The organism is Gemmatimonadales bacterium (genome assembly GCA_035502185.1).
In the GTDB taxonomy this organism is placed as follows: Bacteria; Gemmatimonadota; Gemmatimonadetes; order Gemmatimonadales; family JACORV01; genus Fen-1245.
Map to the genome: position 1 here is coordinate 19568 of DATJUT010000020.1, position 12700 is coordinate 32267.

The window sequence follows — 12700 nt, forward strand, 5'->3', positions numbered from 1 at the left end:
GGGCTCGCTGCGCTACAACCTACAACCCACTACCTGCCACCCCTCTGCTTCACCGCCCGGAACGAGCCCATCTGGAAGACCGCGCTGTCTCTCGTGCTGGTGTACCAGATCTCTCCGGCGAGCGTGTCCCCCTTCATCTCGCCCCGCAGGTCCATGAGACCGTCGCCCCGCGGCGTCTGGAAGTGCACCACGAGGCTGTCGCCCGGCAGCGGCCACCACACGGCGGCCTGCCCGGCGCGACCGGCGGGCGCCCGGGTGTAGCCCGGGATGTTGACCGTGGCGGCGAGCTGGGTGCTCGAGACGGCCGTGGCATCCGGAGCCGCCAGCGGCTGGGAGTCGAGGCGCAGCAGCGCGAGCGGGGCAGGCCGCGCCCGCGGCGGGCGGCGGGGCGGCACCGGTGACGGCTGCGGCGACGTCTTGAGATCGGTGGTGAGCAGGTAGTTGCCAGCCGCCCGGCGCGGCGCGATCACGGGGGCCGACGGGTTCACCGCCGGCGGCGATGCCGGCACCGCCGGCTCAGGCTGCGGGTGTGCGCAACCCGCCAGCAGCGCCGCGGCGAGCCACCGCCCGAGGTGGGCCCGGGTTCCCGCTCGGCGGGCCCTCATCGCCCGGGCAGGCTGTCGAGGGTGAAGATCGTCGCGGTGCCCGGCCGCTCCTCGCGCTGCAGCCGCCGTGCCGCCCGCTCGGCCTGCCGGAGCACCCGGATCACGTTGAGCCCGATCACCTTCTCGACGTCCCGGTCGCTGTAGCCGCGACGGATCAGCTCCGCCGTCAGCGCCGGGAAGCCGCTCACGTCCTCGAGTCCCTTCGGCGCGCAGTCCATCCCGTCGAAGTCGCTGCCGTAGCCGACGTGGTCGATCCCCGCCACCCGCCGGATGTGGTCGATGTGATCCGCCACCATCGCGATCGTGGGCCGCGGCGGCGCGGGGTGCGCGGCCGACCACTGCGCCACGGCCGTGCGGATGGCCGCGCTGTCGTTCGCGTACTGCTGTCGCGCCTGGACGAAGACGGCCCGCTGCTCGCGCGCGTACCGCACGGCGGCCGAGTCCACGAACGGACAGTAGAAGTTGACCATCACGACGCCGCCGTTCCTCGGCAGCAGGCGCAGGATGTCGTCCGGCACGTCGCGCGGCACGTCGGCCAGCGCGCGGGCCGAGGAATGGGAGAAGATGACCGGCGCCGCGCTAATGCGGAGCACCTGGGCCATCACCGAGTCGGACACGTGGGCGAGGTCCACGAGCATGCCCAGCCGGTTCATCTCCCGCACCACGGCCCGCCCGAACGGCGTGAGGCCGCGATGAGTCGAGTCGTCGCCCGCCGCGTCGGCCCAGGCCAGCGTCGCGAAATGGGTGAGCGTCATGTAGCGCGCGCCGAGGTCGTAGTACATCCTGAGCAGCGGCAGCGAGTTCTCGATGACGTGCCCGCCCTCCATGCCGATCAGGATCGCGATCTTCCCCTGCCGGTGGATGCGGAGGATGTCGTCCGCGGTGCGCGCCAGCGCGAAGACCCCGGGGTACCGCTCCGGCATCCGGCGCACGATGTCGATCTGCTCCAGCTCGATCCGCGCCGCGTCGGCGCGGATCATCTCGGTGGGCACCCACGTGGACCAGAACACGCCGCCGACCCCGCCGGCCCTGAGCCGCGGGATGTCCGTCGCCAGCTGCGGCTGCGGCCGGGAGATGTCCATGCTGTCCCAGGAGAACACGACGCGGCCGATGTCGGTGCTGTCGAAGCTGTCGCTGCCGCGGGTCCGCAGCTTCCACGGCAGATCGTTGTGCCCGTCGATCATCGGCACGGCCCGGTGCAGGCGGAGCGCGTGGCGGAGCAGCGCCGAATCCGTCTGGGCGGCGACGGGCGCCGCCGCCACCGTGAGCAGCGCAAGCAGAAGTGTGGATCGCATGGGCGGGACGATAGCGACGCGCCCCACCATGCACAACGGGCGGCCCGCGGCCGCCCGTCGTGCGTCCCGGCGGCCGCGGCCCGTCAGCCGAAGACGAGGAGTCCGGGCGTGAAGAGCAGGCTCAGGTTGTACTCGATCTCCTCGAACCCCACGAAGATCGACGCCAGCGCCAGCAGGTCGGCGGTCGTGAGGGTCCGGCCCGACGCCAGCGTGATCGTGGGACTGTCGGCCGGGCCGCTCGCCGTCGCGACCGTCGTGTGATTGAACTGGAACTGCACGTCGATCGAGGAGTCGGTGCCGCTGCCGACGATCCCGACGGTGCCGCCCTTCGTCACGCTCCAGTTCATCGTGAACGCGGGCGTGCCGCCGGCGCCGGACACCGTGCTGACGATCGAGACCGTGGCGCCGTTGCTGCTCGCCTCGTAATCGGTCGAGAGGCTGCTGTCGGAGAGCGACAGCACGTGCTGCAGGTTGAAGACGACCGGCGTGCCGCCGGTCACGACGTTGCTCACCGAGCCCACCGCCGTCAGTGACAGGCTCGAGGTCGTCCTGACCTCGGTGATCGCATAGCTGGCCGCCGTCTGGCTGCCGACCATCAGCAGCAGCTGCAGCACGTTGGCCTGCGGCGTGCTGGCGTCGGTCATGGTCAGATAGCCGCTCTGGGCGAGCGGAAGGCTCGGATTCCCCGTCGCCGTGTCCACCTGGTAGAGGATGAACTTCACGCCGTTGGTCGGCGCGCCCACCAGCGTGGAATCGGTGATCCGGTACTGGGCCGGACTGGTCGTGTCCCACTGGAACGTCTTGCCGAGCACGTTGGCGGGAAACAGCGCCAGCGGAGCCGCGGGCGCGCGCGCGGCCAGGGCGCGCAACCGGTCACGCGCCTCGGCGGCGGAGGCCGTCCACACCTTGCCCCGCACCGGGAGCGGCGCCATCGCCGCGCGCGCAACCGCGGAGCCGAGCGCCGAGCTGTTGCCAAGAGCGGCCAGGCCCTGCAGCACCGCGTTCTGCGACAGCGTGGAGTTGAGGCTGTTGACGACCGTCGCCGTCGCCGTCGCGTCCACCGACGCGGGAGCCGTACTCTCGCTGCAGGCGGTCGCGACGACAGCCGCCGCGACGGCGCCGACCGGAACGATGCGCTTCAACCACCCCATCGGTGAGGCCTCCTCCTCGCGGAAATCACTCCCCGGCCGCGGCTGCCCGTCGCGCACGGCCAAGCGACGACCGTCCCGCACAGTACAACGGGAGGCGCGGGCGCGCCATCCGCGGCGCCCGGTTCGCCTACCCGGACCGCCGATCGCTGCACAGCGAGCGCCACCGGCGCTAGAGGACCGGACGCCTCAGCTCGATGCGGGCCGCGCCGTCCCGGACCGGCCAGCGCGGCGTCACGGATTCGCCCTGCAGCGTCCGCTCGAGACCGCGCTCGGACTTCGCCACCGTCTCGATGGGGAAGCGCCACGTTTCCGCCGGCGGATCGGCGACGAGGTCGAGGGGCGCGGCCAGCGACAGCTCCGGGGCGAACCAGCCGCCCTCGGGCAGGGCGGCCGCATCCCACCGGTAGGTGACCGCGAGCGCGCCGTCGGCCCCGATCCGGATTCGCTTCTCCAGCGGCGGCGCTCCTGCCGGCGCCTCGAGGACCACCACGACCTCCGCCGCCGTCGCCGTCTCGATCCGCAGGCGCATCGCCGCGCGCGCCCAGGACGCCGGCGGCGCGTAGCGCCCCGCCGCGTACGCCTCGACTGACAGGTCGGCCGGCAGGACGCGATCCACGAACAGCGCGCGATCGTCCGCGTCGAACGCCGGCCGCCCGGACTCTGGTCCGCCGGGCTCGGACCCCTGCCCGCCGTGCTGGGACGGGTCCTGCACCTCGTGGTAGGCCTCCGGGCGGCGGGTCAGCGCGTTCGCGTAATTGGTCAGTGTGGCGAACAGCGTGTAGTCCTCCACGGCGCCGCCGCGCGCCGGCGCGATCACGACCGAGCAGCGGCCCGAGTGCACCCAGATTTCCTCGTGGCCGTCGTGATCGAAGTCCAGCAGCTGCACGGTGAGCCGTTGGTCGCGACGCAGCGCCTGCTCCGCCTCGGCGAGGTTCCGCCACAGCGCGGCCCGGAGGTGCGGCAGGTACAGGCCGCCGAAGACGCCGTGCCAGTATGCGTCGTTGCACTGCGCCCGGCCGATCGCCCGGCGCGCCAGCGCGAGGTCCTCCTTCCGTCCACCGCGGCCGGGAGCGAGCGAGCGGTGCAGCGCCGACAACGCGAGCATCTTCTTGTGCATGCGGTTGGCTTCGGCGTAGCGCACCAGGAAGTTCCGCCACAGCGTGCCGCGCACCAGCCCGCCGTCCGGGCCCGCCATCCGGTGCTCTCCCAGCTCCCGCTCGAGGTGCTCCAGCCTCACCGCGGCCTCCGCCGGAAGCGCCCAGCGTTCCATCTCGCGGTACGACGCCGACGGCAGATACGCCAGGCCGCCGCTGGGCACTTCGGCCAGCGCCGCCGCGCTGGTCACGAGCTTCAGGTCGCCCCGCCCGACGGCGGACAGCATCACTTCCAGGAACTCGTCGAGCCAGCCGCGCTCGTACACCCAGTTCGCGGTCCCCGGCCAGCCGCCGAACTTCTCCCCGTCGTCGGCGAGCACGGCGAGCCGGTGCCCCGCCCCGCGCAGATGTTCGAGGTATCCCAGGATCTGCGCCGGCGGCTTGAACGGCACCAGGTAGCGGAGCCGCTCGTCGATCGGGAACAGCGCCAGCGGACCGCCGCCGCCGTCCGTCCAGAACGGCGCGTGCAGCCTCGCGCGCGGGAAGCCGGTCACCAGGAAGTGCCGATCGTCCACCAGGGCGTAGCGTACGCCTCCCGCCACCAGGTCGGCCGCGAGGTCCGGCTCCCAGACGCGCTCGGTGAGCCACAGCCCGCCCTGCTCGGCGTCCGGCCCGAACAGCCGCCGCACGGCCTCGCGCATCCAGCCGATCTGCTCGACCCTGTCCTCCCGCGACAGGGCCGCCAGGATCGGCTCGTCGTACCCCGAAAGCAGCAGCTCGAGCTTGTGGTCGGACACGAGCCGGCCCACGAGGTCCAAAAACGAACGGTCGTGGGCCTCCAGCCACTCGAGCAGCGGCCCGGAGACGTGGAGGGTGACCGGCGTGAACCCGCGGCCCGTGAGCCGCTCCAGCAGCGGGCGATAGGCCTCGCGCACGTGCTGCTCGAAGACGTGGTCGAAGTTGCCCACCGGCTGGTGGATGTGGACGCCGAAGACGAAGCGGAGCGGTTCCGTCACGCGGCGGTGCCGAAGCCGAGCCGCGCGGCCAGCGGGTCGAGGCCCCGGGCCTCGGCGGCCGCCAGGCCCTCGCGCACCCTGGCGAACGCCGTCTGGACCTCGAACGCCGGGTCGCGGCCGAGGAGCCCGAGCAGATCCACCAGGTCGAGCACGGCGCCGACGGCCGCCGCCGAGCGGTCGGCCGCGAGCGCCTCCACGCGCGCGCGCAGGCCGAGCTCCGCCACCTCCGCCAGCGACGCACGGCCTTCGCATAGCGCCGCCTGCTGCTCGGCGCCGAGCGCGCGCCGCGCCAGGGCCGCCATCAGCGCGCTCCTGACGGCGTCCCGTTCCCGCTCGGTGAGGTCCGCCAGGCCCAGGGTCGCGGCGTCGCCGCGCTCGCCGTCGGCAGGTGCCACGCGCACCGCGAAGCCGATGTCGCGGCCGGTCGGCGAGTCCACGGCCACCCGGAGCGCGCCGGCGCGGCCCGTGAGCCGGTGGACCACGCGCACGGCGTCGCCGTTCGCGCTCACGTCGTAGTCGTACATCCGCGCGTTCGTGCCGGCGCTCCCGCCGGGCACGAACCGGGTCCGGGCGGCGAAGCTCGCGCCGACCCGGGCGGCCGGTGCCACACGCGGCCGCGCCCGCTCGAGGAAGATGCGCCGCCCGTCACCCACCGAGGGATCGTTGCTCACGGCCGCGGCGAGACGCTCCGCGAATCCATCGCCGAGCTGGCCGCCAGCCGGCCCCGCCAGCTCCAGGGCGCACGCCGCGTATCGCAGCAACTGCAGCGGCTCGAGTCCGCCGATGTCGTCGAAAAACCAGGCGCACGACGTGAACATCGCCTGCGCGTGGTGCTCCATCTCCAGCAGCGCGCGAGCGCGCAGGGACTTCGCGGCCCCGAGGTCGCGCGCCGCCTGCGCCGCCACCAGCTCGCCGACCGCCCCGCCGCCCACGCCGCGCGCCCCGCCGTACGCGTCCCGCGCCGCCCAGGCATCCCGGAACAACGCCGCCCCTTCCCGCTCGAACACCGCATCCAGCTCGGACGCCAGCCACTCCACCGCCGCGCGCAGCGGCGCCCGCCACTTCTGGTGCCAGCCGCGCTCCGGAGCCACCCGGCAGCCGCAGTCGGAGCGCCACCGCTCCACGCCGTGCGGGCAGCTCCACGCGCTCGGGGCCACCAGCTCGACGGACTCCGTGGCCGGATGCGCGGCGAGGAAGGCGGCGTAGTTCGTGACCCGGGCGTCGGGCCTCCGCCCGAGCTCGTCCAGGAACCGCGCCAGCGCCATCTCGCCGAACCGATGGTGATGGCCGAAGGTCTCGCCGTCGGCCGCCATCGACACCAGGGCGGGCGCACCGCCCGCGGCGTCGCCGGTCGCCATCACGCGCGCCGCCCACGCGAAGGCGTCGTCCAGGAGCGGGCCGAAGGCCAGGTCGTGCGACAGCGGCCCGTCGTAGACGAACAGCGCGATCTCGTGCCCGCCGGCGGTGCGGTACCGGCCGGGCAGTCCGCCGGCCGGCACGCGCTGCACCTGGTGCGGCGCCAGGATGGTGAAGCGGATGCCGTGCGCGGCCACGACGTCGAGCGTCTCCCCGTCCACGGCCGTCTCCGGCAGCCACATCCCGTCGGGCTCGCGGCCGAACCGGCGCCGGAAGTCCGCGATGCCCCACCGCACCTCGGTGACCTTGTCGCGGCGGGTGCTCAGCGGAAGGATCACGTGATGGTACGGCGCCGCGATCGCGTTGCCGAATCCCGTCCGCGCCGCGCTGCGGCGGTCCGCCTCCAGCACGGCGCGGTAGGTGTCGGGCGCCTCGGCCTCGAGCCACTCGAGCAGCGTGGCGCCGAAGTCCCAGCTGACGAACTCGAGGGTGTTGACGACGCGGGCGATGCGCCCCGCGGCGTCGGGGATGCGGGCGGCGGCGACCGCGCGATAGCACTCCTGCTCGATGCGCCGGTTCCAGTCGTGGTGCGGCGCGGCGCTGGCCTCGGCCTCGACGTAGCCGAGCCACGGGTTCTCGCGCGGCGGCTGGTAGAAGTGTCCGTGCAGGACGATGGATCGCGCCGGCATCAGGCCGCCGCGCCCACCCGGCCGTGCTCCACCACGCCCGCCACCTGCGCCAGCACGTCGGGGAACACCGCGTCGCGGCCCTGCAGCTCCTCCACGATGCGCCGCGCCTGCGCCGGGATCACCGCACCGCGCACCGTTTCCTCGAGCAGACCGACCAGCAGCTCGGCATCGCCGGCGTGCAGGCTGAAACGCCGCGCGCCGTAGTCGGCCACCGCGCCGGTGGTGATGATGAACTGCCAGTCGGAGGCCTGCGCGAGCAGCAGCTCCCGGGCGGCCTGCGCGAGCAGCGCGTGCGAATCCGGCACGGCCAGCGCCTGCGGGGCCACGCTCCAGAACCGGTCCTCGAGCGGCCACAGCCGCTGCCAGGTCCAGGCGGTCTTCGGGTTGAGCCACATCCCGTCGTCGCCGCCGGTGCCCCACGAGCCGGCGCCCAGCTCGATCCCGCTTCGCGGCGGGTGCCGCTCGAGGTGCTCGGACGCGGTCGCGGCCCGCACGCCCCGTCCGTTCGTCAGGTTGCGGTACACCGCCGCGAGGAAGTCCGCGCCCTCGAACCACCAGTGCCCGAACAGCTCGGTGTCGAACGGCACGGCGATCACCCCGTCGCCCCCCCGGCCCGCCGAGGCCCCGATGCTCCCGAGCAGCGACGCGAAGTGCGACGCGTGGAGCGCGGTCTGGGCGAGCGCGGCCGCAGGATCGTAGGGACGCTTGGCGCCGAGATCCGACTTCGGCGCGCTCACGCGCCACAGCTTCAGGCCGCCCGGCCAGCGGATCTTGTGGAACTCCAGGTACCAGCCGTCCCCGGGGTACCCGAGGTCGCGGTTCCACACCTGCATCGACGCGCGCGGGTCGCGCACCAGCACCGCGACGCGCCCGGCCGCGGCCGGCCCGACCAGGTAGGCGCGGTAGGGCGTGCGCTGCGCGCCAGCGCCTCGCTGCCGCGCCGGATCCTGCCGCGCGGTGTCCGGTCGCTCCGCCCCGGCCGCCCCCTCCGCGTAACCGCTCACCGCGCTTCCCGCCTGCGCCAGGTGCGCGTCCGTGAAGAAGTACCGGAACCCCGCCGCGGCCAGATGCTCTTCGGTGCCCGCCCGCGGTCCCGGCCGCGGAGCGCCCGGGGGCGCCCACCACCCGCCGGGCCGGTAGGCGCATTCGGGCAGCCAGCACCCGGCGCTCGCCCGGCCGAACAGGCGGCGATGCTCGGCCGCCGCCACGCCGAGCTGCAGCCGGACCGACTCCTCGCGCCCCAGCAGCGACAGGTAGCCGTGCGTGGCCGCACAGGTCATCAGCTCCAGCCCGCTGCCCGCCTGCAGCCGGGCGAGCGCCCCCACGACGTTCCGGCCCTCCGCCTCGAACAGCGATCGCAGCCGCCGGATCCGCGACTCCCAGAAGTCCACCAGGGGCAGCAGCCCGGAGTCGCCGGTCTCGGGGAGCGTCCGCCGCGCGTCGCGGCACGACTCCAGCCGCTGGAGCACGAAGGCGTCGAACTCGGCGGCGAACGCTGGATCGACCAGCTGGTTGGCCAGAACCGGCGACACGCCGACCGTGAGCGGACAGTGCACGCCGCGCGCCGCCAGCTCGCCTACCTTCTCGATCAGCGGCAGGTAACTGTCGAGCACCGCCTCGCACAGCCAGTCGCTGCCGTGCGGCCAGCGTCCGTGGCGCAGCACCAGCGGCACGTGGCTGTGAAGGGCCAGCACGAAGTCCACGGACATCTACCGACCCGCCGGGGAAGCGGCGAGCACGCGCCGGTAGACCGCCGCGTACTCGCTCGCCGACGGCGCCCAGCTGAAGTCGCGCTCGATCGCGTGCTCGACCAGCCACGCCCAGCGCGCCGGCGTCCGGTACGTGTCGACCGCCTCCTGCACCGTCTCGGCGAGGGCGGTGGGGGCGTAGGCGTCGAACAGGAACCCGGTCTCCCCGTCGTCGATCGTGTCCGCGAGTCCGCCCACCCGCCGCGCCACCGGCAGCGCGCCGTAGCGTTGTGCGGTCATCTGCGTCAAGCCGCACGGCTCGTACAACGACGGCACCAGGAAGATGTCCGCCCCCGCCATGATCCGGCGAGCATTCCGGTCGCTGAAGCCGAGCCGCACCGCGACCCGCTGGTGCGACCGCGCGGCGATGGCGGTGAGCGCGGACTCGTAGCGCGGGTCGCCGCGGCCGGTGAACACGAATTGCGCGCCGTCGGCGAACAGGGCCGCGTTGTCGATCAGCAGGTCGAGGCCCTTCTGGGCCACCAGCCGCGCGGCCATGCCGATGAGCGGCACGTTGAAACGCTGCGGGAGGCCGAAGCTGCGCTGCAACGCCGCCTTGCAGCGCCGCTTGCCGGAGAGGTCGTTGGCCGAGTAGTTGGCCGTCAGGTGCGGATCGGTCGCAGGGTCCCACGAGTCCACGTCGATCCCGTTCACGATTCCCACCAGCCGGTCGCCCAGCGCCTCGAACGCCTGGTGCAGCCCGAACCCGCCTTCCGGGGTCACCAGCTCCCGCGCGTGCGTCGGGCTGACGGTGGTCACGAAGTCCGCGAACGCCATCCCGCCCTTGAGGAAGTTGGCCCGCCCGTACCACTCCATCAGACGCCAGTCGTACAGCCAGGCCGGCAGTCCCACGACGTGCAGCAGCTCCTCCGGGAACCAGCCCTGGAACGCCGCGTTGTGCACGGTCAGCACCGTCCGCGCCCGGTCGTAGAACGGGTGCCCGGCGAACCGGGTGCGCAGGTACACCGGCACTAGCGCCGCGTGCCAGTCGTGCGCGTGCACGACCACCGGCGCGTTGGCGATGCGCGGCAGCACGGCGAGCGCCGCCTGGGCGAAGAACGCGAACCGGAACCCGTTGTCGCTGTAATCCCGTCCACCCGCGCCGTAGGGGCCCGGGCGGTTGAAGTAGCCGTCGTGCTCGATGAAGAAGACGCGCGGCGCCCGCGGCGCCGCGGCCACCCGCCACAGCCGCGCCCACTCGACGCGCGGCCCCACCTCGACGGGGAACGGCCGCCCGACCGCGATCAGCTCCTGGCCGGCGCGGCGCACCGAGCGGTGCAGGGGCAGGACGACCGCGGTCGGCACGCCGGCCGCCGCCTGGAGCCGCGCCAGGCCGGCGACCGCGTCCGCGAGGCCACCGGTATGGGCGTAGGGGGTGTACTCCGCCACCACGTGGACCACGCCCACGGGTTCCTCGGCGTTCGAGCCGAGGAGCAGGGGAGGCGGAGCCGGGGCCCGCCAGCGCGCGGGAGGAGCGGGGTCGAACGACGCTCCCATCGCGGAGCCGTCAGGCGCTCGGGGGATCGTCACCCGCCGCCACCTCGGACCGCAATGCCGGCGCGTAGTAGGCCTGCACGTACTGCTGCACCATCCGCCGGGCGGTGTAGTGCTCGCCCACCGTGCGCAGGGCGTGCTTCATCTTGTCCACCCAGCCGCTCGGCACGCCGTGGGCGTCGCGATCGTAGAACAGCGGCACCACCTCGTCCTCGAGCAGGCTGTACAGCTGCTCCGCGTCCCAGTCGTCGCCGTCGCCGCCTTCCGGAGCGGGCTTGATGGCCCAGCCGTTCAGGCCGTCGTACGCCTCGAACCACCACCCGTCGAGCGTGCTGAGCTGCGGCACCCCGTTCACCGCCGCCTTCATCCCGCTGGTGCCGCAGGCCTCGAGCGGCGGCCGCGGAAGGTTGAGCCACAGATCGACACCCTGGACCATCCGGTGCGCCAGGTGCAGCTCGTAGTCCTCCAGGAACGCCACCCGCCCCTCCAGGCGCGGGTCGCGGGAGAACTGGTACACCTCCTGGAGCATCTTCTTGCCGTCCTCGTCCGCCGGGTGCGCCTTGCCCGAGAACACGATCTGCACCGGCCGCCAGGGGTTGATCAGCAGCTTCCGCAGCCGCTCGATGTCCCGGAAGATGAGCGTGGACCGCTTGTAGGCGGCGAACCGCCGGCCGAACCCGATCGTGAGGGCGTCGGGATCCAGCAGCGTGCCGGCGCCGACCACGTGGGCCGCCTCCTTCCACTCGTCCGACCAGCGCCGGCGCGCCTGCTCGCGGATGAAGGCCATCAGGATGCCCTTCAGCTCGCAGTGCACGAACCACAGCACCTGATCGTCGATGGTCAGGACCTGCGCCCACAGCGCCGGGTCGTCGAGACGGTTGCCCCAGTCGGCCCCGAGGTGATTGTCCATCAGGGCCATCATCCGGTGCGACATCCAGGTCGCGAGGTGCACGCCGTTGGTGACGTGCCCGATCGGGACCTGCGCCGCCTTGCGGCCCGGCCACAGGTCGTGCCAGATGCGGCGCGACTCCTCGCCGTGCCGCTTCGCGACGCCGTTGATCCGGCTGCACAGCCGCTCGGCCAGCACCGCCATGTGGAACTGGCCGTGGTCCCGCGTGGGGTGGTAGCCCAGGTGGAGGAAGGCGTCGCGGGTCACGCCGAACTCCTCCCACACGGGGCCCGTGCACCGCTCGACCAGGTCGTGCGAGAAGATGTCGTGTCCCGCAGGGACCGGGGTGTGGGTGGTGAACAGCGACGTGGCGCGCACCTGCCGCATGGCCTCGTCGAACGGCGTGCCCTTGACCATGAGCTCGCGAAGCCGCTCGACCAGCATGAACGAGGCGTGGCCCTCGTTGGCGTGCCAGACCCCCGGATCGATGCCCACCGCGCGCAGCACCCGGACGCCGGCGATGCCGAGGACCCACTCCTGCTTCAGCCGCTGCTCCGGACCGCCGGCGTACAGCCGGCCGGCGAGCGAGCGGTCGGCGGGGTCGTTCTCCTCCAGGTCCGTGTCCATCAGATACACGGACACGCGCCCGACCTTCATCCTCCAGGCGCCGACGTGTACCGGACGGCCGAACGCGCGCACCACGGCGAGCCACGGCTCGCCCTTGGGACCGGTGAGTGGCTCGAGGGGCCCCATCCGGGGGTCGAACCGCTCGTCCGTATCCTCCTGCCAGCCGTCGAGCCGGATGCGCTGGTTGAAGTAGCCCTGGGTGTACAGCAGGCCCACCGCCACCAGCGGCACGCCGAGGTCCGACGCGGCCTTGCAGTGATCGCCGGCCAGGACACCGAGGCCGCCGGAGTAGATCGGCACCGAGTTGTGGAGGCCGAACTCGGCGCAGAAGTACGCCACCGTGCGCCCCTGAAGATCGGGATACGACTGCGCGAACCAGGTGCCGCGGTTGTCCTCGTTCGACCGGTATTCGCTGATGACCCGGTCGTAGACCTGGAGGAACTTGATGTCGCGTGCGCAGGCGGCGAGCCGCTTGGGGTCCACCCGGCGGAGCTGCTCGAGCGGGTTGTGCCGCGTCAGGTGCCACAGCGGCCGGTCGAGCAGGCGGAACAGCGCGCGGGCGTCGCGACTCCAGCTCCAGGACACGTTGCTGGCGATGTCGTGGAGGGCGTCGATGCGCTCTGGCAGATAGGGTGGTGTGATCGCAGACCGTCTCATAGACCTTAGCAAATAACCGGGGCGGCCCGATCTCGCCAGCGCCGCGCTCGCGCGGCCGGCTCGCAGCCGTCGCGCATCT

8 protein-coding genes are annotated in these 12700 nt (G+C 73.2%); all 8 read right to left on the reverse strand.

Annotation, left to right across the window (positions count from 1 at the left end):
- Positions 1–29 precede the first annotated feature (29 nt).
- A complete protein-coding gene (locus tag VMF70_02720) occupies positions 30–509 on the reverse strand; it encodes a hypothetical protein (protein HTT66920.1) in 480 nt (159 codons plus the stop codon).
- Between the two features lie 92 nt (positions 510–601).
- Positions 602–1900, reverse strand: a complete 1299-nt coding sequence (locus tag VMF70_02725; protein HTT66921.1) for a dipeptidase — start codon at positions 1898–1900, stop codon at positions 602–604.
- 83 nt (positions 1901–1983) lie between these two features.
- Positions 1984–3042, reverse strand: a complete 1059-nt coding sequence (locus VMF70_02730) for a hypothetical protein (GenBank protein HTT66922.1) — start codon at positions 3040–3042, stop codon at positions 1984–1986.
- Between the two features lie 178 nt (positions 3043–3220).
- Positions 3221–5161, reverse strand: coding sequence for an alpha-amylase/4-alpha-glucanotransferase domain-containing protein (locus tag VMF70_02735; GenBank protein HTT66923.1), 1941 nt, complete (start codon positions 5159–5161; stop codon positions 3221–3223).
- Positions 5158–7206: a DUF3536 domain-containing protein gene (locus VMF70_02740; GenBank protein ID HTT66924.1), complete on the reverse strand. Its 2049-nt coding sequence runs from the start codon at positions 7204–7206 to the stop codon at positions 5158–5160. The genes VMF70_02735 and VMF70_02740 overlap by 4 nt, the downstream gene beginning before the upstream one ends.
- A complete protein-coding gene (locus VMF70_02745) occupies positions 7206–8915 on the reverse strand; it encodes a 1,4-alpha-glucan branching protein domain-containing protein (GenBank protein ID HTT66925.1) in 1710 nt (569 codons plus the stop codon). The genes VMF70_02740 and VMF70_02745 overlap by 1 nt, the downstream gene beginning before the upstream one ends.
- Entirely contained in the window at positions 8916–10484 is a 1569-nt protein-coding gene (locus VMF70_02750; protein HTT66926.1) for a glycogen/starch synthase, read from the reverse strand.
- Entirely contained in the window at positions 10462–12621 is a 2160-nt protein-coding gene (gene glgP / locus VMF70_02755) for an alpha-glucan family phosphorylase (GenBank protein ID HTT66927.1), read from the reverse strand. Before glgP ends, VMF70_02750 begins: the two co-directional genes overlap by 23 nt.
- Between the last annotated feature and the right edge of the window lie 79 nt (positions 12622–12700).

Excerpts from the sequence above, each read along its gene's own strand:
- VMF70_02725 (HTT66921.1), bottom strand. The coding sequence starts at position 1,900 with ATGCGATCCACACTTCTGCTTGCGCTGCTCACGGTGGCGGCGGCGCCC.
- VMF70_02740 (HTT66924.1), bottom strand. The coding sequence starts at position 7,206 with ATGCCGGCGCGATCCATCGTCCTGCACGGACACTTCTACCAGCCGCCG.
- VMF70_02745 (HTT66925.1), bottom strand. The coding sequence starts at position 8,915 with ATGTCCGTGGACTTCGTGCTGGCCCTTCACAGCCACGTGCCGCTGGTG.
- glgP (HTT66927.1), bottom strand. The coding sequence starts at position 12,621 with ATGAGACGGTCTGCGATCACACCACCCTATCTGCCAGAGCGCATCGAC.